We start from the raw sequence: 25,636 nt of genomic DNA on the forward strand, positions 1-25,636 counted from the left end.
CCGGCGAGGCCCTTCCGCCGCTGATCGAACTGGACCATGCCAGCGTGATGCGTGGCCAGGTGAAGGTGCTGCACGCGCTCAGCCTGCGCATCGCCCAGGGCCAGCACACCGCGCTGCTGGGCCCAAATGGCTGTGGCAAATCCACCTTCATCAAGCTGATTACCCGCGAGCTGTACCCGCTGGCCCAGGCCGATGGCCGGGTGGCGGTGAAAGTGCTGGGGCAGAACCGCTGGCAGGTGGACCGGCTGCGCTCGCAGCTGGGCATCGTCACCGGCGACCTGAGCAGCAACCTGGCCGACATGCCCGGGCTGACGGTGGAGCAGGCGGTGCTGTCGGGCTTCTTCGCCAGCTATGTGGTGCCCGCCTTCCGTGAAGTGACCGCCGACATGCGCGAGCGGGTGGGCCAGACCCTGGCCATGACCGGTGCGCTGGGCCTGCGCGAACGCGCGTATGCCGAGCTGTCGGCCGGCGAGACCCGCCGCGTGCTGATCGCCCGCGCGCTGGTGAACCGGCCGCAGGCGCTGCTGCTGGATGAACCGTCCACCGGGCTGGACCTGGTGGCGCGGCAGCAGCTGATCGCCACCATGCGCACCCTGGCCCAGCAGGGCATCACCCTGGTGCTGGTGACCCACCATATTGAAGAAGTGATTCCCGAGATCGAGCGGGTGGTGCTGCTGCGCGACGGCCGCGTGCTGGCCGATGGCGCGCGCGATGACCTGCTGCGTGATGAGCCGCTGTCGGCGGTATTCGGCGGCGCGATCCATGTGGTGGAGCACGACGGACGGCTGACCGCATACGCGGGGTAGGCCGCAGGCGGCGGGCCGGGATGGCCGGCCCACCGCCGTTGCTCAGAACCGCAGGGCCAGCGCGCGCGATTCGATCGGCGCCATCCGGCTCTGGTCCTGCAGCTGCAGATCGCGCAGTTCATACGGTGCGCCGAAGCCAGCAGGCAACGGTGCCTGGTCGAAGGGCAGCACCAGCGCACCACGTCCGGCGTGGTCGAACCAGGCCGCTGCGTGGGCCTGCGCCACCGGCTTCAACTGGCCATCGGTGCCGGTGGCGTACAGCGTGCCACGCGCTTCATAGCGCCCTGCCGCAGCCACCTGCAGCGGCAGACTGACCCGCCGGCTGGCTGGATCCGGACTGGCCTGGCCGGTGAAGCGCGCGGTAGGCTGGGCCACGGCGAACGCCACCTTGCCGTCGCGCAGCACACCATCGGCCTGGGCAAATACCTGCAGCTCCCACAGGCCCTGCACGGTACTGGCCTGGGCAGGAATGCGAACCTGCGCGCGCAGGCTGCCATCGGTGGTGCGCAGCAGGCGCTGCGGCCAACTGCGGCCATCGGGGGCCACCAGCAGGGCCTCACCGCCCAGCGTGCCGCGCCGTGCTGCCAACCGAGTGGCCGTGGCGCCGTCTTCCAGCAGACGCGCCTGCAGTTGCACGCTGCCACCGGCCAGCACCTGCGCCTGGCTCGCCTGCACTTCCAGCCGCAGGGGACTATTGGGTTCCAGCACCTGCACCACGTAGCGACCCTGCGCCTGCGCGCTCTGCAGGCGGTAGTTGCCCACCGCGCTGCTGGCGCCGGTGCGCAGCATGCTGCTGCCATCGGTTACCGCCATGCCAGTGGCCTGCAGCTGCCGGGCATCGACGCTGCGGGCCACGCTGGTACGGCCAGCCGCATCACGCACCTGCAGCGCCTCGGCGGGCAGCGCGCGTGCGCCGGCACCCGGGCTGACCTGGATCACCGCATCGGGGGCGGTCAACGGCAGCTCCAGGCCACGTTGCAGTTCACCTGCATCGACCTGCTGCCAGTAACTGCGGCTGATGGCGGCATACGCTCCCGGCGCCTGCAGCGACTGTGCCGGATCGAGCGCCCAGGCGAAGGCCAACGGTACGCGCTCGCTGTCTTCGGCGGGCACGGGCGCCGCCACCAGCGCGGCTGGCACCTGGTCGGTGGCCAGGGCGGCACGCAGCGGTTGTGCGGCCAGGGCGGGCCCGGCGGCAAGTGCGGTCAGCACGGCAGCGGCCAGGAAGGTGGAATGGATCTTCATGGTCATCTCCCTCACTGGGTCAGGTCGTTGCGCAGGATGGTGCCCAGGCCGAAGCATTCGCGCCGGCTCTGGTTGTGGCTCAACGGCTCGGCCCCCTGCGTGCGCGCCTTGTCGGTGAACCACAGGCTGCCGGCCGCCCTCTGGCTGCTGCATTCCAGGAAACCGTCCGAACAGGACGACAGCCAGTTCTGGGTGAATTCCAGGCCGACATTGGCCGCATAGCCGCCGCAGTAGCTGTTGCTGTCCCAGACCGCCGATTCGACATCGCTGCCGACCACCGCGCGGAACGGCTTGGGCAACGCCGGGCGCCCGGCCGTGCCATACAGGTTCTGCGCGTTGTAGGTGGCCATGTGACCGACCTGCTGCATGCGCACGGCATCGTTCTTGTAGCCCAGCAGCCAGCCCAGCGAGGTCTCGAACGTGTTGCCGTTCAGCACGGCATCGGCCAGCGGGGTGCCGGCCGACGACGGCGCCAGTGCGGTGACCTTGCGGGTGCGGCTGATGATCTTCGGGTAGCGGCTGTCGTAGGTGGGGTTGGACAGGATCCAGCGCATCACGTTGCCGCCGTTGGAATGGGTGATGACCACCAGCTGGGTGATGCCGCGGCTGTCGATGAAGCCGGTGAGCTGATCGGCCAGGCAGCCGGCCGCTTCCGGCTTCCACATGTACTGGGTGAAGTCGCAGTTGATGACCACGTAATTGCTGCTGTTCGGCAGCCCCTGGCGCACGGTATCGATGATGGCTGGCTGCCAGTAGTCCTGGGTGGCGTTGGTCTGCGCGCCAGTGCCATGCACGAAGGCCACGCCGTAGACGTCGGCGGCCTTTGCCGGAGCCGCGGAAAGGCCCATCAGCAGGGCCAGGACGGTACTTCCTGTTGCGGTGCTGCGCATCGCATCTCTCCCTTGTCAGCGGATCCCCCCGGCCCGGCTGTGGGCAGATGCTGGTGCTGAAGACGTGTGAAAGTCCGTGCGCTGCGGCGGGAATCGGGACATTGGCCACGCGCAGACCGTGCCGGGTCTGGCCATATGACCGATGGGCGCTGCGGCACCCGGCAGCGGCTGCCATCATGGTGCCTGTGTTTACAGCCCCGAGTCTGCCCATGTCCCTGATCGCCCGCCCTGTCCGCCCGTTGCTGGGTCTTGCCATTGCCATGACGCTGGCCAGCTGCGCCGCCACCGCCAGCAAGCCCACGGCCGTGGAGGCCAACGTCACCACCAAGGCAGTGGGCTATCTGGACGCAACGGCCGTGCCCGCCAGCATCCAGCTGGTGCCCGCCCCGCCCGCCGCCGGCTCGGCAGGGTTCGCGCTGGATGAACAGGTCAGCCGTGAAGCCCGCGCCCTTCGAGGCACGCCGCGCTTCGCCCAGGCCACGCGCGATGCCGAGCTGGGCTTCCCGGAAGGCGCCAACCAGTTCTCGTGTGCGATCGACGTGGACGTGGATGCGGTGAAGACCCCCGCGTTGTATCGCCTGCTGGAGCGCAGCCGGATCGACGCCAGCGCCGCCACCCGGGCCGCCAAGCACCAGTACCAGCGCCCGCGCCCGTTCATGGTCAATGGCGAGCCCACCTGCACCCCGGACGATGAAGCCGGGCTGCGCAAGAACGGCTCCTACCCCTCCGGCCACACCTCGATCGGCTGGGCCTGGGCGCTGATTCTTTCCGAGATTGCCCCCGACCGTGCGGATGCCATCCAGGCACGCGGCCGCAATTACGGGGAAAGCCGACTGGTGTGCAACGTGCATTGGCAGAGCGACATTCTGGAAGGGCGCTTCATGGGCGCGGCCGCAGTGGCGCGCCTGCATGACAACGCAGCGTTCAACAAGGATCTGCTGGCGGCACGCAGGGAAATCGCCACGGCACGCAAGGCGGGGCAGCATTCGGCCCGCGACTGTGCCGCAGAGGAAGCCGTGCTGAAGGTGCGCCCGCAGAGCGCGCTGTAAGGCACGTCTGCGTAGAGCCGAGCCATGCTCGGCTCACGGCAGTCGAGCATGGCTCGACTCTACAGAAAGCAGAAGGGCCGGCATTTCGCCGGCCCTTCTTCATTGCATCACGCGATCAACCGCCTCAGAACTTCGCGGTGAATTCCACGCCGTACGTACGCGGCTCGTTGAGGAAGCCGGTGAGGTTGTTGAAGTCGATCGCACCGACCACGCGGGTCTGGTTGGTCAGGTTGCGGCCGAACACGGCCACGTCGTACTGACCGTAATCCCAGTTGTAGCCCACGCGCAGGCCACCTTCCAACGAGCTGCGGCTGCGGAACTCCGGCGACTCGTACAGGAAGAAGTTCACCGGGCTCTTGTACGCCCAGTCGGTGTAGACGTAGATCTCGCTGGCGTCGTTCACCGGGAAGCCGGCACGCAGGGTCAGGTTGTGGATCCACTTCGGCGCCTGCGGCAGCGGATTGCCGTTCACCAGCGCGTAGGTGCCGCCGTTGATGACCGTGGTCGGGTCGGTAATGGTGCAGCCGCCGCCACAGATCGCCACCGCCAGATCGCGGTCCTTGATCTCGGTGTCGTTGTAGCTGCTGCCCAGGGTCATCAGCACGTTGTCGGTCAGGTACGCCTCGAAGTCCAGCTCGAAGCCCTGGCCGATGGTCTTGTCGGCGTTGAGCAGGGTGGCGGTGTTGTTGGTGCCGCCCACCGCGATCAACTGCTGGCCGTCCACGTTGTAGCGGAACACGTTGAAGCCCAGGCGTGCGCGACGGTTGAACAGGTCGGCCTTGATGCCGGCCTCATACGAGATCACCTTCTCCGAATCGGCCTGGGTGACGCCGCCGAAGGCCAAGCGGCCCTGGATGGACGGTGCGCGGAAGCCCTTGGCCACGCGCGCATAGGCGTTGATGTTGTCGGTGATCTGGTAGACGCCGCTCAGGTCCCAGCTGACATCGTCCACATCGCTGTTGGCCAGGTACGGGCCGCTGACCGGCGTGCCATCGCGCACGGCCTGCAGCACGCTGGCGGTGAAGTCCTTCTTGTCCTGGGTGTAACGCACGCCAGCACGCAGCTTGAAGCGGTCGGTCACGTCCAGGTCACCCGAGGCGAACGCGGCCCAGGCCTTGTTGCGCTGGCTCTGCACGGCGTGGCCGGTCTGCGGGTTGCCCGGGGTCAGCGAGTCGTAGTTGAAGCTGTCGATGGTGACGTCTTCATCGAAGTAGAACACGCCGGCCTGCCAGTCGAAGCGGCCCCACTCGTTGGATTCGACGCGGAATTCCTGCGTCCACTGGCGGTGGTGCGGCAGGCCGTCGGCCGATTCGGACGGGAACGGAATCAGGCCCGGGCCGTAGTTGCCTGCGCCCAGGAACGAGGCACCGTAGCCGCCGTCCACGTCGCCGTGGTTCAGCGACTCGGCCGTTTCATAGCCAGTGATCGAATGCAGGGTGACCCGGCCCAGGTCCCACTTGATGCGTGCGCTGCCGCCCCAGGTTTCCAGGTTGGAGAAGTTCAGGCCGTCGGTGGAGACCTTGTCGCGGTCGAAGTTCTCGACCAGCGCGTTGCTGCCCTTCTGGATGATGTTGGCGCGGAACAGACGGGCGGTGCCGTTGAGCTTGCGCTTGTGCAGGTTGAACAGCGCTTCCACGTCGTCGCCTTCGTACAGGAACTGCACGCGGCCGGCGGCTTCGTCATAGCCTTCGAAGCCCGAGCTGGGGGCGTTGGCGACGGTGTTGTCGACGTAGTTGTCGCGGCGCTGGTACAACGCGGACACGCGGGCCGACCAGCGGCTGGTGAGCGGGCCGCCGTAGGCACCCTGCACGTTCCAGGTGTCATAGCTGCCGTAGGAGACCTTCACGTAGCCATCGGCGTCCTGCGAGGGACGGGCCGAATCGAACTTCACCACGCCGGCCGGGGTGTTGCGGCCGAACAGGGTGCCCTGCGGGCCGCGCAGCACTTCCACGCCGGCCAGGTCGAACAGCGGGAAGCCCTTCAGCAGCGGGCTTTCCTGCACCACGTCGTCGTACACCAGCGACACCGGCTGCGAGGCATTGAGGTCGAAATCGGTGTTGCCCAGGCCGCGGATGTAGAAGCGCGGGAAGGCACGGCCGTAGGACGACTCGATGTTCAGGCTGGGCACGCGCGCGGACAGGAAGCGGATGTCATCGCCGGCCGAGCCGAGCACATCCAGCTTTTCGCCCTGGATGGCGGTGATTGCCACCGGCACGTCCTTGGCATTCTCCACGCGCCGCTGCGCGGTCACCTGCAGGGCGTCGAGGGCAACCGGGTCCTTGGCGGCAGGGGTTTCCTGGGCGGCTGCTACCAGCGGCAACAGGGCGGAAAGAGCGGCAACGAGGGGGCGCGCGACCGGAAGGCGGCCACGGGAAGTGCGGGTCGGAGACATGGCGGTAGGCTGTGTTTGGAGGGGTGGTAAAACGGCGCTACCAGATAATTGTTGCAATACAGCACCCGCGCCGCAAATGCCGATCGTTCATGGCCCTACCATTCGCCCCCGTGTGCTGCGGCTAGACTCGTGGCTTGTTCCCGCAACGGACCTGCTGCCATGACCCACTGGTACTTCCATGCCGCCGGCCAGGCCGATCGTATCGGCCCGCTCGACGAAGACGCTGCGCGCGCCCATGCGCAGGCCCATCCGCACGCACTGGCCTGGTGCCAGGGCATGTCCGGGTGGACAGCCGTGTCCGACATTCCCGCGCTGCGCCAGACCGGCACGCCGCCGCGCACACCGCCCGCCAGTGCCGCCGCGCCCCCGGCCGCCCGCCACAGCGTGGTACCCCACGTCAGCAACAGCGGCGGACAGGGCGACCCGATCGATTTCCGCATCGTGGGTCATGAGATGCAGTTCGTGGAAATCGGCCTGGACCCTGGCGAGAGCGCGATTGCCGAGGCCGGCGCGCTGATGTTCAAGGACGCCTCGGTGCAGATGGACACCGTGTTCGGCGACGGTTCGCAGGCCAGCAGCGGCTTCATGGGCAAGGTGATGGCCGCCGGCCGCCGGGTGGTCACTGGCGAAAGCCTGTTCGCCACGGTCTACACCCAGACCGGCAGCGGGCGCGGCACCGTGGCCTTCGCCGCGCCCTACCCCGGCACCGTGCTGCCGATGAAGCTGGACCAGCATGGCGGCCGCCTGATCTGCCAGAAGGACAGCTTCCTGGCCGGCGCCCGCGGGGTGCAGATCGGCGTGCAGTTCCAGCGCCGGATCATGACCGGCCTGTTCGGCGGCGAGGGCTTCATCATGCAGAAGCTGGAAGGCGATGGCTGGGTGTTCATCCATGCCGGCGGCTGCGTGGTCGAGCGCGAGCTGGCCGCCGGCGAGCGCCTGGACGTGGATACCGGCTGCGTGGTGGCCTACCACCCCACGGTGGACATGGACGTGCGCCGGGTCAGCGGCATCAAGAGCATGCTGTTCGGCGGCGAGGGCGTGTTCCTGGCCACCCTCACCGGGCCGGGCAAGGTCTGGCTGCAGTCGCTGCCGTTCTCGCGCCTGGCCGGGCGCATGTTGATGGCCGCGCCGCAGGGCGGTGGCAAGAACCGCGGCGAAGGCTCGGTGCTGGGTGGGCTGGGCCGCATGCTGGACGGCGACAACCGGTTCTGACCCTGCTCGGTAGCGCCGGGCCACGCCCGGCGAGCGCAGCGGCAGCTGAACCATCCGCCCGGCAGCGCCCGGCGCTACCCACGCAAATTGCAGCTTCGGTATGCTGGCGCCCTTTCCTGAACCCGCGCCCCGTGCGCCGCTGCCGATGACCGTGTTCCGCCCCCGCGTGCTGCTCTCCGTCGCCCTGCTCGGCCTGCTGGCCGGTTGCGGTGGCGAAGAGGTGCGGCCCACCCCGCCCCCGCCGCCGACCGTGGTGCCGCAGGCCAAGCCGGTGAAGATCGGCATCGCCCTGGGCGGCGGCGCGGCCAAGGGCTTTGCCCATATCGGCGTGATCAAGATGCTGGAAGCCAACGGCTTCGAACCGGTGGTGGTGTCTGGCACCAGCGCCGGCAGCGTGGTCGGTGCGCTGTATGCCAGCGGCATGGACGCGTTCCAGATGCAGAGCAAGGCGGTGGCGCTGGATGAAGCCAGCATCCGCGACGTGCGCCTGTTCTCCGGCGGCCTGGTGCAGGGCCAGAAGCTGCAGGACTACGTCAACGAACAGGTGGCCAACCGCCCCGCAGAGAAGCTGAAGAAGCCCTTCGCCGCCGTCGCCACCCAACTGGAAACCGGCGAGCGTTCAATCTTCGTGCGCGGCAATGTCGGCCAGGCCGTGCGCGCGTCCAGCAGCATTCCCGGTGTCTTCGAGCCGGTGAAGATCGGTGGGCGCAACTACATCGACGGCGGCGTGGTCAGCCCGGTGCCGGTGGACGCCGCGCGCCAGCTCGGCGCCGAGTTCGTGATCGCCGTGGATATTTCCAGCAAGGCCAGCGGCAAGGCGCCGACCGGCATGTTGGGCATCGTCAACCAGTCGATCGCGATCATGGGCCAGCGCCTGGGCGAGCAGGAACTGGCCCGCGCCGACATCGTGATCCGACCGAAGGTGCTGGATATCGGCGCGGCCGATTTCAGCCAGCGCGGCACCGCCATTCTGGAAGGTGAGAAGGCGGCCATGGCGGCCATGCCGCAGATCCGCGCCAAGCTGCAGCAGATGCAGAAGGCACGCGGCGCGGCCCTGGCACCGCCCCCGGTCGTGGCACCCAAGTGCGAAGAACCGTCGCGCCTGGGCAAGCTGATGGGCCGCAAGGAAAAGTGTTGAGCTGACAGGAGCGGCAGGCGTGGCCCGCAGGCCGCGCCGACCGCCTACGACGATGCGCCGCGACCGGTCAGGCCATGACCGGCGCGCTGCGGGTCGGCGCCTGTTGGCAGCGTGGTGATGTTGTCGATCAGCAGCGCGCGCGCACGCGTTGCAATCCGCTTCCATTGCGGCAGACCCTCACGGGGATACTGGATGTCAACGAGGGTGTTCAGTTCCTCGATGACGAACGTCTGCTGGCATTCGGCGAATCCAACAACGCGCTTCTTCACCATCTTTCCATCACGGTACTCCACGCCCGACTCGGTGATCTCGCGCGGCGTACAGCGAACCAGCTGGTCAACGCGCCCCATCCTGTCGCGCGACACATACCAATCGTAGTGGTATTCCGGCTTCATTACCGGTGCGGTATCAGGCAATCCTCTCGCACGGTGATAAGCACGCACGTTATCCATGTCCACGTAGTACGGAACCAGACCATGGCGTGCGTCGCCCTGGACGCGCCCTTCCAGTGATGCAGCTGGGTCATCAATCCGGCTTGGTCGGGGGGTGTATCTGCGCTGCATCACGTCCCAGACGTCTGCCTGGCCGATGTACATGTAACTGAGCCTTACCGTGCGGATGGATACATCGACCGTGAGGTTCATCCGCTCGCCGGGCTTGAACGGCTGCAGCGATGGGTACTCCAATGCGAGTGAGAAGCTTCCATCGTGCTCGGGCCCCATCTGTGTGCTGAAGTAATTCTGCGCCAACTCCAGCTGATAGGGCCCCACGCAGGCCCGCTCGATGGGTGAGGGAACCTGGTAGGGATTGATCGGCTGGTTGTCGATTGGGATCGAACACCCCTGCTCATTCGTCAGAAGGCGCGGCGGTATACGCGGCGTTTCAGCCTGCGCGCATGCACCCAGCAAGAGCGTGATCAACAGGCCAGCCTTGGGCGACTTCAGCGAGTGCACTCCGATCCTTGCGAAGAGACATACGTCGACAGCGAAACCCGCGATGCTGCTACCCGCTTTCATGTTCAGGAGATCCTTCACAGGCCTAACGCCTTTCTACAGCGGAAAGGTTGTCAGTCAGGAGCGACGCTGCGCGCTTGCCGATCTCTTTCCACTTCGGCAGACCTTCACGGGGATACTGGATGTCAACGAGGGTGTTCAGTTCCTCGATGACGAATGTCTGCTGGCATTCGGCGAATCCAACAACGCGCTTCTTCACCATCTTTCCATCACGGTACTCCACGCCCGACTCGGTGATCTCGCGCGGCGTACAGCGAACCAGCTGGTCAACGCGCCCCATCCTGTCGCGCGACACATACCAATCGTAGTGGTATTCCGGCTTCATTACCGGTGCGGTATCAGGCAATCCTCTCGCACGGTGATAAGCACGCACGTTATCCATGTCCACGTAGTACGGAACCAGACCATGGCGTGCGTCGCCCTGGACGCGCCCTTCCAGTGATGCAGCTGGGTCATCAATCCGGCTTGGTCGGGGGGTGTATCTGCGCTGCATCACGTCCCAGACGTCTGCCTGGCCGATCTACATGTAACTGAGCCTTACCGTGCGGATGGATACATCGACCGTCAGGTTCATCCGCTCGCCGGGCTTGAACGGCTGCAGCGCTGGATACTCCAGTGCCAGCGAGAAGCTGCCATCGTGCTCGGTGCCCATCTGGTTGCTGAAGTAGTTCTGCGGCAGCTCCAGCAGGTACGGGCCCACGCAGGCCTGCTTGATGGGAGCAGGATCGGCGTAAGCGTTCTGCGGACCCAGGCTGCGCTTGCGCGTGCAGCCTTCCTCGTTGGTCTGCGTCGGCGACATATTGCGCGGCGTTTCAGCCTGCGCGCACGCCCCCAGCAGCAGCGTGATCAACAGGCCAGCCACGGGCAACTTCAACGGTTGCATTGCGATCCTTGCGATGAGACACGGGCAAGCATACGACGACACGTCTGCCGTTCGTTTATGTTGCGACCATCGTTGGTAGTCCGCTTGTTCGTCCCCAGGGCGGTATTCACATGACTACCGGGTTCTTTCCGCAGCACTGTTGTCGATCAGCAGCGCACGGGTGCGCTCCCTGATCGTCTTCCAGTCCGCAATGCCTTCCCGCGGATAGCGCACTTCGGCAATGACACTCAGTTCCTCGATGACAAACCGCTGGTTGCACTCGGCAAAGCCAAAGACCGGCTTCTTGACCATCTTTCCATCACGGTACATGACACCCGATTCCGCGACATCCCGGGTGGTGCACTTGATCACCTGGTCGATCTGGTCCGTTGCATTGCGGGAAACGAACCAGTCGTACTGCCAGTAAATGTGCTGGATGATCGGTGCGCGTTCATCGAAGCCCTGCTTCCGGTAGAACTCCTGAACCTTTGCCACATCGACGTAGTAAGGCACCAGGCCATGCACTGGATCACCTTTGATGCGCTCTTCCAGGGTCTCGGACGGATCGCCTTGCTGGTATTCCTTGCGCGTATAGCTCTTGCGCATTACGTCCCACAGGTTGACGCGATCAATGTAGGTATAGTCGATTCTGACGGTGCGAATGGAGACATCCGCACTCAGGTTCATCCGCTCGCCGGGCTTGAACGGCTGCAGCGATGGATACTCCAGTGCCAGCGAGAAGCTGCCATCGTGCTCGGGCCCCATCTGTGTGCTGAAGTAATTCTGCGGCAACTCCAGCTGATAGGGCCCCACGCAGGCCCGCTCGATGGGTGAGGGCACCTGGTAGGCATTGATCGGCTGGTTGTCGATTGTGATCGAGCACCCCTGCTCATTCGTCAGGAGGCGCGGCGGTTTGCGCGGCGTTTCAGCCTGCGCGCACGCCCCCAGCAAAGGCACGATCAGCAGGCAGGCAACCGGCAGTTTCAGCAGGTACATTGCAATCCTTGCGGTAAGACACGGCGCAGCATACGTCGCGCCATGACGGTGCGGCGTGGTCATCGCCCCGTTGTGCGCCCCCGGTCACAGCGCGAACCACCGTCCCGGTGACCCATCCGCGCGGGTATCAGCGCACGGGCCGATAGCCGCTGGCGTGCTGCCGCTCGCGCTTGCGTGCCTGCCGTGCCTGTTCCTGCAGGGCGGCCGTGTGCTGCAGGTGTTCCATGCCATCGGCAGGCACATGCAGCTGGCGCCGCGCACGGGTCATGGCCAGATAGGCCGCGCGCACCGGGTTGTGCCAGATGCGGCTGCCCTGCCCGGCACTGAAGCAGCTGGGCGACAGTGCAACCACGTCGAACTGCAGGTTCTTCGCATGCTCGGCCAGGCACAGCACCACGCCGCCATCGCTGGCCGCTTCCTGCGCGTCCAGCACCTGCAGCAGCGCCTGCACCTGTTCGTTGGATGCCAGCAGTTCCACCAGTGCGCCCTGCCCGTCGTCGGCCAGCGCCGCCAGCACGCGCTGCCACTCCTGGCTGGACCCGTTGTCGCCGCGCCGACGCCAGGCGTCCAGCGCGCGCTGCAGTTCGCTGCGCAGCACGCGCAGTGATGCCGGGTGCAGGTAGGGCCTCACGCCGCGCAGCTGCAGCTGGGCGGCATCATGGGCCAGAGGCGCCGCGCTGCCGTGGATGCGCAGGCCGGCGATCGGCACCTGCGTCCAGTCGCGGTACTGCAGCACGCCGGTGGCACGGTCGGTGGCGCCGACGAAGGGCCCGCTGTCCTGGCCCAGCCCGTCCAGCGCCAGGGTCTGGTTCACCAGGTCGTCCACCTGGTTGCCCTGCCGCACCGACTGGTGCATTTCCAGCACCTTCGATGCAGCCCAGCGCGGCACGGTGCCGGTCAGGCACTGGTGCGGGTCGCCCAGGCTGACCACGCCCGGCGCGTGGGTGGCAAGCAGCTGCTTCCACGACGGGCTGAGATCGTGCGCCTCGTCGATCAGCAGCATGCCCAGCTCCAACGGCGGACGCACCCCGCGCAGGGCCAGCCACTTGCCGATGTGCAGCGGGCTCAGGCTCAACAGCGTGCCGCGCTGCAGCTCGGCGTCGAACATGCAGCGCCAGACATGTTCGGCCGCCTGCAGATAGGGCCCCACGTCCAGCATGGCCGCCGGCACCGAGCGGTCGAAATGCTGGAAGGCCATGCGCGGCGCCGCCGAGGCACACCAGCGGTTGATTGCCTCGAAGGCGGTCATCAGCACCTGTTCCGGCGTGCGCGCGCCGATGCCCTGCAGGCCGATGCGCCCGGCAATCTCGCGCGGGGTACGCGTGCTGCGCCGGTAGCTGGCCACGAAGCCGTTGCTCAGGCCGCTGCGCGCGGCGTGCTGGGCCAGGCGGTTGGCGAATTCGATCTGGGTCAGAAGGCGCGCCGCGGTGCTACCCGGCACGCGGCTGCGGAATGCTTCCACCTGCGCACGCGACGGCGCCACGTAGGTGTAGCGGCCAGGGCGCGCATCCATCAATGCCAGCACCAGATGGCCCTTGCCGGTACCCGCATAGCCGTCCAGATCGATCAGTTCATCGGGATTGGCGGCGATGGCACGCAGCACGCGCGCCTGTTCGCTGGTGTACAGGCCGTGGTGTTCGACGGCGCGCGCGTCTTCGGCGCCGGCATCGTCCTGTGCAGCATCGTCGTCATCGACATCGCTGGCGAAGGTGGCAGGGAAGCGGATGGCATGTTCGGCCAGCGTCTGCTGGCAGGCCTGCTGCAGGGCCAGACCCGGATAGGCGCGGGGCGACTGCACGATGAAATCCTGCAGGATCTCCGCCGGTGCCAGCAGCACGCCGTGCGCCGCCAGGGCCGACAGCCAGGCATCCAGTTCCGGCTGCGCACCGCCGCCCTGCCCGGCCAGCTGCGCGGCGGCGGCGGCACCGTCGGCTGCAAACAGCGCGCAGGCATCGTGCAGCAGCCGCTCGATCTCCGCCGGTGCGTGCAGGCGTGCGCGGCACAACTGCGCGGCCATCAGCCCGGCCTGTTCCAGCGCGGTCTGCGGCGGCGTGCCGTGGGCGATGAAGCGTGCCAGCGATTTGCGCTGCAGCGGCAGGAAGGTGGTGGCAAGCACCGGGGGCTGGATATCGGACATGCCTGTTACCGGAAAGGAACGCTGCGGCGGGCGCAGGGCGGTGATGCTCGGCTACCCGCCCGGCGCCGTCAAATCGCAGCGGCCGTTCATTCCAGCTGCGACAGCGGCAGTGCCTGAAAGCCCTTCACCGTGCGCAGCACGAAGCTGGAATTGGCATCGGCCACGCCGCCGGCGTTCAGCAGCTTGTCCAGCAGGAAGCGCGAGAAGTGCTCCAGATCACGCACGTAGACGTGCAGCAGGTAGTCCATGTCACCGGTCAGGGCGTGGCAGGCCACCACTTCATCCCAGCCCTGCACGCTGTCCACGAAATGGCCGATCGCGGCCTGGTCGTGCTTTTCCAGCTGCACCCGCACGAAGGCCTGCAGGCCCAGGCGCAGCTGGCGCGGCTCAAGCCGTGCGCCATAGCCCACGACCACGCCCTCGCTTTCCAGCCGCTGCAGGCGGCGCAGGCAGGCAGACGGGGAAAGGTTCACCCGCGCCGCCAGCTCGGCGTTGGTGGCGCGGCCATCACGCTGGATCTCGGCCAACAAGCGTATATCCGTGCGATCGAACTGGACTTCTCCGGCCATTGCTGCTCCGCAACACGGTGAGTACGCAAGGATATTGCGCCAACAAGGCCAATCGGCGCAACTTTTGCAACCCTGTTGCGCGCGCCCTGCCCTAGCATCACCGGTATCCCTTCAAGGAGTGCCCCATGGACCTCGCCCAGCCCCGCCGCGTCGAACACCAGCAGACCGACAAGGGCTACGTGCCGGTGTACACCACCGCGCTGGTCGAGCAACCGTGGGACACCTACAGCTCCGACGACCACGCCACCTGGAGCACGCTGTACCAGCGCCAGCGCGAGCTGCTGGTGGGCCGCGCATGCCAGGAATTCCTGGACGCGCAGGACGAGATGGGCATGAACGCGCACATGATTCCGCGCTTCGACCAGCTGAACGAAGTGCTGGGCGCCGCCACCGGCTGGACCCTGGTCGGCGTGGAAGGCCTGCTGCCGGAACTGGATTTCTTCGACCACCTGGCCAACCGCCGTTTCCCGGTGACCTGGTGGATCCGCCGCCCGGACCAGATCGACTACATCGCCGAACCGGACCTGTTCCACGACCTGTTCGGCCACGTGCCGCTGCTGATGAACCCGGTGTTCGCCGACTACATGGAGGCCTACGGCCGGGGTGGCGTGAAGGCCCACGCCATCGGCCCGGAGGCGCTGCAGAACCTCACCCGGCTGTACTGGTACACGGTGGAATTCGGCCTGATCGACACGGCCGAGGGCCTGCGCATCTACGGCGCCGGCATCGTCTCGTCCAAGGGCGAATCGCTGTACTCGCTGGAATCGGCCGCGCCCAACCGCATCGGCTTCGACCTGCAGCGGATCATGCGCACCCGCTACCGCATCGACACGTTCCAGAAGACCTACTTCGTCATCGACAGTTTCGAACAGCTGATGCAGGCGACCTCGCCGGACTTCACCCCGATCTACGCCGCACTGGCCGCGCAGGCGCACCTGCCGGCCGGCGATGTGCAGGATGGCGACCGCGTGTTCCAGGCGGGTACCGGCGAGGGCTGGGCAGACGGCGGGGATGTCTGAGGCCACCGCTTGGCCATTGGGGTCAGATCCCTTTTGCACGAAAGGGCTCTGACCCCGAAGACTGCGGGTCAGCGCGGTCGGTCGTGAAGCGGAGTGGGCAGTTGATTGAGCCGCTGCAGCACGGCGTGCGCGTGATAGGTGCGCCCCCAGCGGCGATCACTACCAGGGACGAGGATGCCTTCTGCCTCAAGCGCGTAGATCCCTGTCAGGGCTGAGCGATCAGAGACCCCCAGCAAGGCAGCCACCTGGCCCGCAGTGACTACCGGGTGGCCGATCAGCAACGGCGGAAGCCTGCGCGCCACCGAGTCGCGACGATAGCCTTGAAGTTCAATCTCCCACGCTGCAGTGAGCCGTGACATGTCATCGGCGATGGATATCGCGTCGTGCGCAGACTCGACCACGGCCTGGCACAGCATATCCATCCATGGCCCCCACTCACCGCGAATCTGCACTTGGTTGAGCGCGTCGTAGTAGGCGCTTTTGTTGCGCAACAAGGCGCCTGACAGATAGAGCGGCGGGTGGCCTTCGGCGGCGAGGATCAACGGCAGCAGCAGCCTTCCCGTGCGCCCATTGCCGTCCTTGTAGGGATGGATGGTTTCAAACTGGGCGTGGGCAATCGCGAGCTGCGCGATGATGTTGAGTTCGAACTGCTCTTCCTCGGCGGGCTCGTACTTCAACATGGCGCGCTCGAGTTCACGCATCGCTGCGTCGATGCGGTCGGGCGGCGAAGGAATGAAACGGGCATCCTCTGGTCGTCCCCCCAGCGGACCGATGGTGGCCTGCTCCTGGCGGTACCGTCCCTTGGGAAAATCGTCCGGGGCATCCTGCATCAACACCGCGTGGAGCTGATTCACCAAGGCGAGATCGAGCGCCTCGCGACCGCTGGCACGCACGGCATCAAGGCCCTCTTGCAGTGCCTGCACGTAGCGCTCGGTCACCACGACATCGGCAGGCAGACCATCCAGGCCGAGCGTGGCCTCAAACACCAGCAGTTCGTCCAGGTTGGTCTGGGTACCCTCGATCTGGGAGCTCTGGACGGCTTCGCGTCGCGCGAGCGTCCGGGTCACCATGTCAGGGGCTGGCCATTGCCGCATCGCCTGATCCAGACGGTCCAGCGATGCATTTGCAGCGATGAGGCGCTGCCGCGAGCCCGTATGCCCTTCAGGCAACCGACGAGGCGTCGGAGGAGGCGTCATGGCCAGCAGATTGGGCCGACCTTCCACGGGAACGAGGTAGGCCTGCAACGGCCCTGCAATGTCTGCGCGACGCATCGGTAATCTCCGCTGGGATCACCCCTATCCTTCAAAAGCCTCCCATGCTTTTGAAGTTTATGCAACTAAACTTCAAAAGCGTTCGGGTGTTTTGAAGTTTCCGGGTAGGCTGGCAGCGCCGCTATCCTGCACGGCATGACTGAAGAATTTGCCGGCCTGCGCGTTACCGACGTCGCCTTCAACGACGACTTCATCCTGCTGACCCTGGCCGATGGCCGCCGCACCCGCCAGCCGCTGCGCTGGGCGCCTGCGCTGTTCGAGGCCACGCCCGAACAGCGCGCGCACTGGGTTGCCACGCCCAACGGCCTGGGGGTGAACTGGCCTGCGCTGTTGCCGCCGCGCGAGGACGGCGTGGTCGATATCCCCAACCAGGTCTGGGACGACCGCTACGAGGCGGCGCTGGCGCGGCTGAAGGCAGCGGCGTGGACGCTGGATGCACTGTCGGATGAAGACCAGCAGCTGGTGGCGCTGTGGCGCATGGAAGCGGACATCAACAACGGCGGCTTCATGCAGTTCCTGTGCAACTGGGGTGACCCCACCTGCCAGTTGGCGCTGCGTGCCCTGCAGTCGATGGGTGCGGTGCAGACCCACGCGATCCTGGCCGGCATGCGCGGGCTGCTGGACCGGCTGGAAGATGACCCGGCGATCGAGCAACTGACCGACCTGTATGGCGCAATGACCGAACAGGAACAGGAGGCGCTGCATGCGTTCGACGAAGCCTATTTCGAGCGGCCGGAAGACCTGGCCCGGCTGGGGTTGAGGCACTTCGGCCCCGAGCCGGTTGAACAACGATGATCCATGCCCCTGTAGAGTCGAGCTTGCTCGACTGACGCGGTGTCGGGATCCCGGTTCAGCGCGGGTACGCCAACAGCACCACCAGATCCTCGTCGCCCACCTGTTGCAGCGCGTGGCTGCTGCCGGTTCGGGTCAGCAGCGCATGGCCGGCACGCACGTCGTGCTGCCTGCCATCGAGCACGTAGCTGCCCTGCCCGCTCACGATGTAATAGATCTCGTCCTTGTGCTGCGGGTGCAGGCCGATGCCGGCGCCCTTGTGCAGCACCCGCTTGCGCAGCACGAACGGCAGATCCGCTGCATCGGCGAAGAACGGATACGCGGTGGTCGGTCCGGCACCGCCATGCGGGCCAGGCTGGGTACGCTTCACGGCATCTTCGTGCACCACCTGCGAGGCCCGCGCCGCATCGCTGCCCTGCGCAGATGCCATCACATCGCAGTCGATATCGCGCACCAGCGCCGGTTGCAGATCCGCAAGCAACGGTACCGCCTCGCGCAGCACCAGGCAGGCCACCGCATTGGCGCCGGCCACGCTGAAATGGGTTCCGTCGGCCTTGCCCTGCTCGGGCACGAACAGGAAGTACGGCTGGGCGCCCTGCTCGCCCAGCGCGCGGATCCAGCGCGTGCTGCGGTCGTTCAGATCGATCAACGCGATCTGCTCGCGCGCGGCCAAGGCCTTCATCGACTGCGTATAGCGGCCATGGGTGTCCAGCAGCGATCCGAAGTCGTACAGCAGGCGCGCCACCGGGGTGATCAACACCGGCGTCGCGCCGCGCTCGCGCGCCACCTGCACGTAGCGCATCAGCAGGCGCGGGTAATCGCTGTCCGGGTCGGTGTAGCGGCTGGCGTCTTCAAACTTCGCGTCGTTGTGGCCGAACTGGACCAGCAGCACATCGCCACGCCGTAGCTCGGCAGCGATCGCATCCAGGCGTCCTTCATCGATGAAGCTGCGCGTGCTGCGCCCGCCCTTGGCGTGGTTGTGTACTTCGAAGCGTGCCGGGTCCAGGTAGCTCTGCAGCGCCTGGCCCCAGCCGGCCTGCGGTGCGCGCTCGGGCCCGTACTCGGCGGCGGTGGAATCGCCGGCAATGAACACGCGTACCGGGGCCGCCTGCACGGTGGTGCATGTCAACAGCAACAACAACAGCAACAGGGTGCGCATGGCCAGGCCCTTGTAGAGCCGAGCCATGCTCGGCTGCTTTTCGATCACCGCGCGGCAGCCGAGCACGGCTCGGCTCTACAGAACAGCACGCGTCAGCGCGCCAACCAGCCACCATCGACCGGCAGCACCGCGCCGTTCACATAGTCCGACGCCGACGACGCCAGGAACACCGCCGCACCGGCCAGGTCATCCGGCGTGCCCCAGCGACCGGCCGGAATGCGGTCCAGGATCGACTGGTTGCGCGCTTCGTCGGCACGCAGCTGGGCGGTGTTGTCGGTGGCCATGTAGCCCGGCGCGATGGCGTTGATGTTCACGCCCTTGCCCGCCCACTCGTTGGCCAGCAGGCGGGTGATGCCGGCGATGCCGCTCTTGCTGGCGGTGTACGACGGCACGCGGATGCCGCCTTGGAAGGACAGCATCGAGGCGATGTTGATGATCTTGCCGCGGCCCTGTTCGATGAAGTGGCGGCCGGCGGCCTGCGAGATGAAGAACGCAGACTTGATGTTGACGTTCATCACGTCGTCCCAGTCCTGCTCGCTGAAGTCCACCGCATCGGCGCGACGGATCAGGCCGGCGTTGTTGACCAGGATATCCAGGCCACCCAGGCCCTCGAGGGTTTCGCGCACCACGCGCTCGACCGGTTCGATGCTGATCAGGTTGGCTTCGATGGCCAGGCAGCGACGGCCCAGCGCGGTGATCTTTTCGATGGTTTCGGTGGGCGGGGCGATGCCGGCCACGGCGACGTCGGCGCCAGCGGCAGCCAGTGCCACGGCGATGCCCTGGCCCAGGCCGGTATTACCACCGGTTACCAGAGCGACTTTGCCTTCCAGGCTGAAGGGATTGGCCATTGCGTATGCGTTCCTTGGTAGAGGCGAGCGGGAAGTGCGGCGACGGCCGCCGGCACACAGTGCGCGGCGGCCGGGCAGGGCTTACTTGAGCTGGCAGATGTCCAGCACGTGCATGTCGGTGTAATCCAGGTTTTCGCCACCCATCGCCCAGATGAAGGCGTAGTTGCTGGTGCCGGCACCCATATGGATCGACCACGGCGGCGACACCACCGCTTCGTTGTTCTGCATGACGATGTGGCGCTGCGCGTCCGGTTCGCCCATGAAGTGGTACACGCGGTCGTTCTGGCCCAGATCGAAGTAGAAGTAGACCTCGCTGCGGCGGTCGTGCAGGTGCGGCGGCATGGTGTTCCACACGCTGCCCGGCTTCAGCACGGTCAGGCCCAGCAGCAGCTGCGAGGACTGGCAGGTGGCCGGCACGATGTACTGGTAGATGGTGCGTTCGTTGCTGGTTTCCAGCGCGCCGCGATCCAGCGCCACCGCGTCCTTGATCGACAGCTGCTTGGTTTCAAAACGCGCGTGGGCCGGGGTCGAGGCCAGGTAGAACTGCGCCGGGTTGGCGGCGTCCTGCGAGGCGAACACCACGTCCTTGCTGCCCATGGCCACGTACAGGCCATCCTTCGGGCCCAGCGTGTACACGGTGCCATCGACGGTGACGGTGCCAGTGCCGCTGCCCACGTTGATCACGCCCAGCTCGCGGCGCTCCAGGAACGGATGGCCGGCGGCCGAGGCCGGTTCGGTCTGCGTCGGCAGCGCCAGCGGGGCATCCACCGGGGCGGCACCGCCCAGCACGAAGCGCTCGTAGTGGGTGTACTTCAGGGTGATCTGGCCGGCGTTGAACAGGCCGTCGAGCAGGTACAGCTCGCGCAGCTGGTCGTTGCTGGCGCCCTTGATGGCGTCGGGATGGGTGGCGTAGTGGGTCTTGCAGTACATGGCTTCTCCAGAGCAGGGGGCGGGCCGAAGGGTTCGGCCCCGGCGCGGTTCGTGGTCGATTCTAGCGACGCTGGTAACCGGTGTCATTTTGCGTCGCACGATAGGGAGGGGCAGGTAAGGTGTCACCACCAACGGTGGTGACCTACCGGACTGAGGCCTGCGGCCTCAATCCTCGGGCGGTTGGCAGGAGTCGCGGACGATCAGGTGCGGGCGCACGCTGGCAATCTGCAGCGCGGCCTGGCCTTCGGGCTGGATCAGCATGGCCGCGGCGGTGCGCCCGGTGTCGCGGGTATGGCGGCGCACCGAGGTCAGCGACGGCCACAGCCGCGAGGCCAGCGGGCTGTCGTCGTAGCCGACGATGGACAGCTGGCGCGGAATGTTGATGCCCGCCCGCAGCGCCACCTTGTAGATACCGGCGGCCATTTCATCGTTGCCGGTGAAGATGGCGGTCGGCCGGCGCTTGCCCAGCAGCAGTTTCTCGGCCGCGGCCACACCCGATTCGAAGGTGTAGCCGGCCTCGATGATGCGGTCCTTCGGCAGCTCGATGCCACGCTGGGACAGCGCGTCGATGAAACCGGCGGTGCGTTCATGGGCCGAGCGGTAGGCGCTGGGGCCGGTCACCAGGGCAATCTCGCGGTGGCCCAGCGACAGCAGGTAATCGGCCGCTTCAGCGGCGCCGTCGCGGTCATGGGTCACCACCATCTGCGAACTGTCATCCAGCGGCAGCGCGGCCACGCGGGTGAAGCGGCAGCCGATCTCGTCCAGCATGTCGGCCAGCGCCTGGTCTTCGGACGCACGCGGCACCAGGATCACCCCGTGCAGCTTCTGCTGCTGCACGAAGCGGCGCACGCCATCGATGTAGCCCGGGCTGCGGCTGTCGCAGGGGTGCACCACCAGTTCGAAGCTGGAGCCGCGCAGCGCGTCCAGCGCGCCGTACTGCATGTCCACGATGTACTGCGCGGTGGGGTTGTCGTAGACCATGCCGATCAGGAAGGAGCGGCGGAAGGCCAGGCCACGGGCCAGCGGATCGGGCGTGTAGCCGACCTCGCGCATCAGCGCCTCGACCTTGTCACGCGTGTCCTTGCGCACCAGCGGCGAGTTGTTGATGATCCGTGAAACCGTTTTCTTCGATACTCCCGACAGTCGCGCGATGTCGTTGATCGTGGCGGCCTTGCCCTTCGCCAATGCCGGCGTGGCGGCATCGTTCTTGTTGCGCACTGACATGTAGTGAACCCGGTAAGTCTGGGGATTCCAGCGCGCGCTCAGTCCAGCGCGCGATAGCGGAAGCTGCGGAAGGTTACCGCACCGTCGCCGGCCGCATACAGCGCCGGTTTCAGTGCCAGGAACTTGCCCGCCACATTGTGATGGTAACCGGACACTTCCATCTGAACCGGGTACTTCTGCCAGCGCTGGCCATCGGTGCTGGAGTGGATGGTGACGATGTGGCGGTTGTTGGTCACCCGCAGCCACAGCTTGCCGCCCTTTGCGCTGGGCGCCAAGCGGGTGGGGCGCTCTTCGCCGTAGCGGTGCATGATGAACTTCTCGCCGTTGCTGCCCACGCCCACGTACAGGCGGTCGCTGTAGAACAGCAGGGCGCCGCCCACCGCGCCCGGGGCGATGTCCATCTCCACCTCGAACTGGTAGGCCTTGTCGCCGGCGATGGCGGTCAGCGGCGAGCTGTCGCGCGGGGTCTGGCCCTTGCCCTGCAGTACCAGGCCCTGGCCGCTGAAGCCCAGCCGCCGGTACTCGTCCTGGGCCGGGTTGAAGAACGACCACTGCGGGCCGAGCGCCTTGCCGCGGAAATCATCGGACAGGGCCATGCCGTGGCGGCCCACCGATTCCCCGGAAGGCTTGCGCAGCGGCTGCCCCAAGTCGCCGCCCTTGGCCACGAACCAGCCATCGTCAGTCCACTCGATCGGTTCCAGCAGGGCCTGCCGGCCCAGGGTCCAATAACCGTTCTCGTAGCCGTGGTACATCATCCACCAGCGCCCGTCGGTGCCTTCGATCACCGTGGCATGGCCGCGCGACCACCAGGGTTCGGCGGCCGACTGCGTGCGCATGATCGGGTTGTTCGGTGCGTTCACCCACGGCCCATGGATCGAGCGCGAGCGCGCAGTGATCACCATGTGCCCGGTGGGCGGGCCGGCGGTGCCGCCCACGGCGGTGGTCATGTAGTACCAGCCATCGCGGAAGTGGATCTTCGGGCCTTCCTGCGCATACGCCTCCACGTCCCAGCTTTCCGGGTATTTCCAGCCGTCGTAGACGTGCTTCGGCGTGCCGACCACGCTCAGGCCGTCGTCGGCCAGCTGCACGTAGTCGCCGCCGCTCAGGAACAGGTACCGCTTGCCATCTTCGCCCACGGCATGGCCGGGATCGATGTAGCCGCCCAGGCCGATGTCGATCGGCTCGCTCCACGGTCCCTTGATGCTGTCGGCCCAGACCACGAAGTTGCTGCGGTGTTCACCGGTACGGGCCGGGAAATAGATGTAGTAGCGGCCTTCATGCTTGACGATGTCCGGCGCCCAGATCGCGCCCACGTTCTTCGTGATCGCATGGCCCAGCGGCTGCCAGTTCACCAGGTCGCGCGAATGCCAGATCGGCAGGCCGGGGTAGGCATCGAACGAGGACAAGGTGAGGTAGTAGTCCTGGCCGTCCTTCAGCACCGACGGGTCGGGGCGGTCGCCGGCGAACACCGGGTTCAGGAAGGTGCCATCGCCCAGATCGGCCTGGCGCTGGTTCTCGATGCCGCGCTTCCATGCCGTGGATGCAGGCTGGGCCTGCGCCAGCACAGGCGCGGCCAGCAGCAGGGTGGCGGCCAACAGGGATTTCAGGGCGGTGCTGGACAGCATCGGGTTCCTCCGTGGTGCGGATGCGGGTTCAGGGGGCGCGGTGCCCGGTTCGCGCGCGCCAGGCCGGCGCATCGCGGTCAAGCAGGGCCTGCGGCCAGGTGCCGTACCAGTGGTAGCCGGTGCGGCGTTCGCGGCCCACCTGCGCATAGGTCTGCAGGCGCTGGCCCTGGCGGTCGGCCAGCACCACCGTGTTGTCGGCCAGGTCGTGGAAGCGGCCCCACAGCGGCGGCGCGCCGGGGTCGGCCAGCAACTGCCGGTCCTGCGTGCTGCGGTGGTGGGCGAACTGTTCGGCCGGGGCATCCACGGTCTGCAGGCGCAGCCCGTGCAGGGCATTGGCCTGGAACCAGGCCAGTGCGCCTTCGATGGCCTGCACGGTGTCCGGCGACGGATCGGGAATGGACATCAGGTAGCGCACCACGCCCACGCTTTCGTCGGTGACCAGTGCGGCCAGCTCGAACTTCCGCCCCGGTGCGGGCTGCAACGTGGCGGCATCGTATTGGCCCGCCCAGATCGTGGGCCGCCCTTTCTGCCGCACCTGCAACTGCAGCAGGCAGGCGTCGCCACGCTGCACGGCGCTGGCCACCCGCGCACGCCGCGCGGCATCGACGAAGGCGAAGCGCGGCGCCGTCTGCACCTGCCGCAGGGTGGTCAGCACGCCACTGGTCACGTCGTCGGCGAAGGTAATGCGGTCGTGGTAATCGGTGCGCGCCGGCACCGAATGCGGCCAACCGCCACAGCTGCGGATCTGCTGGTCGAGGATGAAATCCAGACCGCGCAGGGCCGCATCGCGATAGCGGGTGTCAGCGCTGCGGGCGAAGGCCTCAGCCAGGTAGTCCACTTGGGTGTAGGTGGTGCGGTTGTCGAAGCTGCCGCCGGGTTCATCCTGGGCCTTGCGTGCGGCCTCCCGGGCTGCGGCATCCAGGACCCGCAGCGGGTTCTGGTTCACCGGCCAGCCGCCGGAGCGGCGCTGCAGCAGCAGCAGGTTGTCGGCGATCTGCCGGTACTGCTGCGGTTGCAGCCGCGCGTAGCCTTCGGCGTGCCCGCTGCGCCAGTGGTTCACCCCATCGTTGAAGCTGGCCACCGGAATCGCCTGCGATGCCGGCGGCGGCCCGGCCTGGGCGGCGGTGGCCGCCACGCACAGGCCCAGCAGCCACGGCAACGTGTGCCCGCGCATCATGCGCGCAACGCGGCCGGCAGCCACAGCGACAGCTGCGGGAAGAAGGTGACGATCAGCAGCACCGCCAACGCAGCGAACCAGAACGGCCAGATGGTGCGCATGCTCTGGCCCACCGTGATCTTGCCGATGGAGGTACCAATGAACAGCACCGAGCCCACCGGCGGGGTTACCAGGCCCAGACCACCGGTCAGCACCAGCACCAGGCCGAAGTGGATCGGGTCGATGCCATAGGCCTTGGCCACCGGCAGGAAGATCGGCGTGCAGATCAGGATCATCGGCGCCAGGTCCATGAAGGTACCCAGCAGCAACAACATCACCACGATCATCAGCAGCACCATGAACTGGCTGTGCGCGAACGACTGCAGGAAGTCCACGGCCGCAGTCGGCACCTGCAGGTAGGCCAGCAGCCAGCCGAACACAGCGGCGGTGGCGATCACGAACAGGATGACGCCGGTGCTGCGCGCGGCGTGGATCACCGTTTCGAAGAACTCGCGCCAGCGCAGCTGCCGGTACAGCACGGTGGTCACCAGCAGGGCGTAGACCACGGCAATGGCCGCGCTTTCCACTGCAGTGAAGATGCCCGCGCGGATACCGACGAAGATCAGTGCCACCAGGCCCAGGCCGGGCAGGGCGGAAACGATGCGCAGCAGCACCGCGCGCCAGCCGGGGAAAGCTTCCACGCCATAGCCACGGCGGCGTGCCACGGCGTAGCCGGTCAGCATCAGCGCCAGGGTCATCAGCAGCGCGGGAACGATGCCGGCGGCGAACAGATCGGCGATGGACAACCCGCCGCCCGCCGCAGCCGAGAACAGGATCAGGTTGTGCGACGGCGGTACCAGCAGTGCCACCAGCGCCGCGGTGATGCTGACGTTCACCGCGAAATCGCGGTCATAGCCGCGCTTGACCATCTGCGGAATCATGGTGCCGCCAACTGCCGAGACATCGGCGATGGCCGAGCCGGATACGCCGCCGAAGAACAGCGAGGACAGGATCGACACCTGGCCCAGGCCGCCGCGCAGCCGGCCGACCAGTGACGAGGCCAGCGCGATCAGGCGTTCGGAGATGCCGCCGCGCATCATGATTTCGCCGGCGAAGATGAACAGGGGAATGGCGATCAGCGACGCCGAGCCGGTGCCGGCCGAGATCTGCTGCACCAGCACGATGGTCGGAATATCCAGGTACAGCAGCGTGGCCAGCGCCGCGGCCGCCAGCGCATAGGCCACCGGCACGCCCAGCAGCAGCAGCACGCCGAACACGGAGAACAGAATGGTGATGCCCATGG

Annotated in this window: 23 protein-coding genes; 6 read left to right on the forward strand and 17 right to left on the reverse strand. The window is 66.9% G+C overall.

Annotated elements, in window-relative coordinates:
* Window positions 1–47: 47 nt before the first annotated feature.
* A complete protein-coding gene (locus RTY46_RS01840) occupies window positions 48–806 on the forward strand; it encodes an ATP-binding cassette domain-containing protein (RefSeq protein WP_312706565.1) in 759 nt (252 codons plus the stop codon).
* A 42-nt stretch (window positions 807–848) separates the two neighbouring features.
* Here RTY46_RS01840 and RTY46_RS01845 read toward each other — a convergent pair whose 3' ends face one another.
* Window positions 849–2,051 carry a DUF4785 domain-containing protein gene (locus RTY46_RS01845; RefSeq protein WP_312706403.1) on the reverse strand — a complete coding sequence of 401 codons (1,203 nt, stop codon included), beginning with the start codon at window positions 2,049–2,051 and terminating at the stop codon, window positions 849–851.
* Window positions 2,052–2,062: 11 nt separating this feature from the next.
* A complete protein-coding gene (locus RTY46_RS01850; RefSeq protein WP_312706404.1) occupies window positions 2,063–2,941 on the reverse strand; it encodes a hypothetical protein in 879 nt (292 codons plus the stop codon).
* A gap of 260 nt (window positions 2,942–3,201) precedes the next feature.
* Between RTY46_RS01850 and RTY46_RS01855 the strand changes: the two genes are divergently transcribed.
* Window positions 3,202–3,990 (forward strand): phosphatase PAP2 family protein, encoded by a 789-nt coding sequence (locus RTY46_RS01855; protein WP_345785122.1) that lies wholly within the window; start codon window positions 3,202–3,204, stop codon window positions 3,988–3,990.
* A 124-nt stretch (window positions 3,991–4,114) separates the two neighbouring features.
* Here RTY46_RS01855 and RTY46_RS01860 read toward each other — a convergent pair whose 3' ends face one another.
* The gene (locus RTY46_RS01860) at window positions 4,115–6,382 is read right to left on the reverse strand and encodes a TonB-dependent receptor (RefSeq protein WP_312706406.1); all 2,268 of its coding nucleotides are present in this window, start codon (window positions 6,380–6,382) and stop codon (window positions 4,115–4,117) included.
* A gap of 159 nt (window positions 6,383–6,541) precedes the next feature.
* Here RTY46_RS01860 and RTY46_RS01865 point away from each other — a divergent pair, with 159 nt between their 5' ends.
* Together RTY46_RS01865 and RTY46_RS01870 are read left to right on the forward strand one after the other, a co-directional pair.
* Complete coding sequence (locus tag RTY46_RS01865) at window positions 6,542–7,594, forward strand: TIGR00266 family protein (RefSeq protein WP_312706407.1); 1,053 nt, start codon at window positions 6,542–6,544, stop codon at window positions 7,592–7,594.
* A 145-nt stretch (window positions 7,595–7,739) separates the two neighbouring features.
* Entirely contained in the window at window positions 7,740–8,732 is a 993-nt protein-coding gene (locus RTY46_RS01870) for a patatin-like phospholipase family protein (protein ID WP_312706566.1), read from the forward strand.
* A 44-nt stretch (window positions 8,733–8,776) separates the two neighbouring features.
* On the opposite strand, the gene RTY46_RS01875 is transcribed toward RTY46_RS01870, so the two are convergent.
* From RTY46_RS01875 to RTY46_RS01900, 6 genes are all read right to left on the reverse strand, one after another.
* Window positions 8,777–9,766: a hypothetical protein gene (locus tag RTY46_RS01875; RefSeq protein WP_312706408.1), complete on the reverse strand. Its 990-nt coding sequence runs from the start codon at window positions 9,764–9,766 to the stop codon at window positions 8,777–8,779.
* Between the two features lie 4 nt (window positions 9,767–9,770).
* A complete protein-coding gene (locus tag RTY46_RS01880) occupies window positions 9,771–10,133 on the reverse strand; it encodes a hypothetical protein (RefSeq protein ID WP_312706409.1) in 363 nt (120 codons plus the stop codon).
* Window positions 10,134–10,265: 132 nt separating this feature from the next.
* The gene (locus RTY46_RS01885; protein WP_312706410.1) at window positions 10,266–10,628 is read right to left on the reverse strand and encodes a hypothetical protein; all 363 of its coding nucleotides are present in this window, start codon (window positions 10,626–10,628) and stop codon (window positions 10,266–10,268) included.
* 114 nt (window positions 10,629–10,742) lie between these two features.
* Window positions 10,743–11,603: a hypothetical protein gene (locus RTY46_RS01890; protein WP_312706411.1), complete on the reverse strand. Its 861-nt coding sequence runs from the start codon at window positions 11,601–11,603 to the stop codon at window positions 10,743–10,745.
* A 127-nt stretch (window positions 11,604–11,730) separates the two neighbouring features.
* Window positions 11,731–13,740 carry a hypothetical protein gene (locus RTY46_RS01895; protein WP_312706412.1) on the reverse strand — a complete coding sequence of 670 codons (2,010 nt, stop codon included), beginning with the start codon at window positions 13,738–13,740 and terminating at the stop codon, window positions 11,731–11,733.
* 86 nt (window positions 13,741–13,826) lie between these two features.
* Complete coding sequence (locus tag RTY46_RS01900) at window positions 13,827–14,309, reverse strand: Lrp/AsnC family transcriptional regulator (RefSeq protein ID WP_312706413.1); 483 nt, start codon at window positions 14,307–14,309, stop codon at window positions 13,827–13,829.
* Between the two features lie 125 nt (window positions 14,310–14,434).
* Here RTY46_RS01900 and phhA point away from each other — a divergent pair, with 125 nt between their 5' ends.
* Window positions 14,435–15,328 carry a phenylalanine 4-monooxygenase gene (phhA, locus tag RTY46_RS01905; protein ID WP_312706414.1) on the forward strand — a complete coding sequence of 298 codons (894 nt, stop codon included), beginning with the start codon at window positions 14,435–14,437 and terminating at the stop codon, window positions 15,326–15,328.
* A gap of 68 nt (window positions 15,329–15,396) precedes the next feature.
* Here the strand turns inward: phhA and RTY46_RS01910 are convergent, their stop codons facing one another.
* A complete protein-coding gene (locus tag RTY46_RS01910) occupies window positions 15,397–16,599 on the reverse strand; it encodes a Fic/DOC family N-terminal domain-containing protein (RefSeq protein WP_312706415.1) in 1,203 nt (400 codons plus the stop codon).
* Between the two features lie 135 nt (window positions 16,600–16,734).
* Here RTY46_RS01910 and RTY46_RS01915 point away from each other — a divergent pair, with 135 nt between their 5' ends.
* Window positions 16,735–17,394, forward strand: coding sequence for a DUF4375 domain-containing protein (locus RTY46_RS01915; RefSeq protein ID WP_312706416.1), 660 nt, complete (start codon window positions 16,735–16,737; stop codon window positions 17,392–17,394).
* Between the two features lie 55 nt (window positions 17,395–17,449).
* Here RTY46_RS01915 and RTY46_RS01920 read toward each other — a convergent pair whose 3' ends face one another.
* The 7 genes from RTY46_RS01920 to RTY46_RS01950 form a co-directional block, all read right to left on the reverse strand.
* Window positions 17,450–18,550 carry a GDSL-type esterase/lipase family protein gene (locus RTY46_RS01920; RefSeq protein WP_312706567.1) on the reverse strand — a complete coding sequence of 367 codons (1,101 nt, stop codon included), beginning with the start codon at window positions 18,548–18,550 and terminating at the stop codon, window positions 17,450–17,452.
* A 92-nt stretch (window positions 18,551–18,642) separates the two neighbouring features.
* On the reverse strand, window positions 18,643–19,398 hold the full coding sequence (gene kduD / locus RTY46_RS01925) for a 2-dehydro-3-deoxy-D-gluconate 5-dehydrogenase KduD (RefSeq protein ID WP_312706417.1): 756 nt from the start codon (window positions 19,396–19,398) through the stop codon (window positions 18,643–18,645).
* An 81-nt stretch (window positions 19,399–19,479) separates the two neighbouring features.
* Entirely contained in the window at window positions 19,480–20,328 is an 849-nt protein-coding gene (gene kduI / locus RTY46_RS01930) for a 5-dehydro-4-deoxy-D-glucuronate isomerase (RefSeq protein ID WP_312706418.1), read from the reverse strand.
* 165 nt (window positions 20,329–20,493) lie between these two features.
* Window positions 20,494–21,552, reverse strand: a complete 1,059-nt coding sequence (locus RTY46_RS01935) for a LacI family DNA-binding transcriptional regulator (RefSeq protein ID WP_108751712.1) — start codon at window positions 21,550–21,552, stop codon at window positions 20,494–20,496.
* Window positions 21,553–21,590: 38 nt separating this feature from the next.
* On the reverse strand, window positions 21,591–23,177 hold the full coding sequence (locus RTY46_RS01940; protein ID WP_312706419.1) for a family 43 glycosylhydrolase: 1,587 nt from the start codon (window positions 23,175–23,177) through the stop codon (window positions 21,591–21,593).
* A 28-nt stretch (window positions 23,178–23,205) separates the two neighbouring features.
* Complete coding sequence (pelA, locus tag RTY46_RS01945; protein ID WP_312706420.1) at window positions 23,206–24,354, reverse strand: pectate lyase; 1,149 nt, start codon at window positions 24,352–24,354, stop codon at window positions 23,206–23,208.
* Complete coding sequence (locus RTY46_RS01950; RefSeq protein ID WP_312706421.1) at window positions 24,351–25,634, reverse strand: TRAP transporter large permease; 1,284 nt, start codon at window positions 25,632–25,634, stop codon at window positions 24,351–24,353. Before RTY46_RS01950 ends, pelA begins: the two co-directional genes overlap by 4 nt.
* Between the last annotated feature and the right edge of the window lie 2 nt (window positions 25,635–25,636).

It is taken from the genome of Stenotrophomonas sp. (genome assembly GCF_032056425.1).
GTDB lineage: Bacteria > Pseudomonadota > Gammaproteobacteria > Xanthomonadales > Xanthomonadaceae > Stenotrophomonas.

Bases quoted from the DNA above. Each gene is read 5' to 3' on its own strand.
- RTY46_RS01840 (WP_312706565.1), top strand. From the start codon at position 48: ATGCGTGGCCAGGTGAAGGTGCTGCACGCGCTCAGCCTGCGCATCGCC.
- RTY46_RS01845 (WP_312706403.1), bottom strand. From the start codon at position 2,051: ATGAAGATCCATTCCACCTTCCTGGCCGCTGCCGTGCTGACCGCACTT.
- RTY46_RS01850 (WP_312706404.1), bottom strand. From the start codon at position 2,941: ATGCGCAGCACCGCAACAGGAAGTACCGTCCTGGCCCTGCTGATGGGC.
- RTY46_RS01855 (WP_345785122.1), top strand. From the start codon at position 3,202: ATGACGCTGGCCAGCTGCGCCGCCACCGCCAGCAAGCCCACGGCCGTG.
- RTY46_RS01860 (WP_312706406.1), bottom strand. From the start codon at position 6,382: ATGTCTCCGACCCGCACTTCCCGTGGCCGCCTTCCGGTCGCGCGCCCC.
- RTY46_RS01865 (WP_312706407.1), top strand. From the start codon at position 6,542: ATGACCCACTGGTACTTCCATGCCGCCGGCCAGGCCGATCGTATCGGC.
- RTY46_RS01870 (WP_312706566.1), top strand. From the start codon at position 7,740: ATGACCGTGTTCCGCCCCCGCGTGCTGCTCTCCGTCGCCCTGCTCGGC.
- RTY46_RS01885 (WP_312706410.1), bottom strand. From the start codon at position 10,628: ATGCAACCGTTGAAGTTGCCCGTGGCTGGCCTGTTGATCACGCTGCTG.
- RTY46_RS01890 (WP_312706411.1), bottom strand. From the start codon at position 11,603: ATGTACCTGCTGAAACTGCCGGTTGCCTGCCTGCTGATCGTGCCTTTG.
- RTY46_RS01895 (WP_312706412.1), bottom strand. From the start codon at position 13,740: ATGTCCGATATCCAGCCCCCGGTGCTTGCCACCACCTTCCTGCCGCTG.
- RTY46_RS01900 (WP_312706413.1), bottom strand. From the start codon at position 14,309: ATGGCCGGAGAAGTCCAGTTCGATCGCACGGATATACGCTTGTTGGCC.
- phhA (WP_312706414.1), top strand. From the start codon at position 14,435: ATGGACCTCGCCCAGCCCCGCCGCGTCGAACACCAGCAGACCGACAAG.
- RTY46_RS01910 (WP_312706415.1), bottom strand. From the start codon at position 16,599: ATGCGTCGCGCAGACATTGCAGGGCCGTTGCAGGCCTACCTCGTTCCC.
- RTY46_RS01915 (WP_312706416.1), top strand. From the start codon at position 16,735: ATGACTGAAGAATTTGCCGGCCTGCGCGTTACCGACGTCGCCTTCAAC.
- RTY46_RS01920 (WP_312706567.1), bottom strand. From the start codon at position 18,550: ATGCGCACCCTGTTGCTGTTGTTGTTGCTGTTGACATGCACCACCGTG.
- kduD (WP_312706417.1), bottom strand. From the start codon at position 19,398: ATGGCCAATCCCTTCAGCCTGGAAGGCAAAGTCGCTCTGGTAACCGGT.
- kduI (WP_312706418.1), bottom strand. From the start codon at position 20,328: ATGTACTGCAAGACCCACTACGCCACCCATCCCGACGCCATCAAGGGC.
- RTY46_RS01935 (WP_108751712.1), bottom strand. From the start codon at position 21,552: ATGTCAGTGCGCAACAAGAACGATGCCGCCACGCCGGCATTGGCGAAG.
- RTY46_RS01940 (WP_312706419.1), bottom strand. From the start codon at position 23,177: ATGCTGTCCAGCACCGCCCTGAAATCCCTGTTGGCCGCCACCCTGCTG.
- pelA (WP_312706420.1), bottom strand. From the start codon at position 24,354: ATGATGCGCGGGCACACGTTGCCGTGGCTGCTGGGCCTGTGCGTGGCG.
- RTY46_RS01950 (WP_312706421.1), bottom strand. From the start codon at position 25,634: ATGGGCATCACCATTCTGTTCTCCGTGTTCGGCGTGCTGCTGCTGCTG.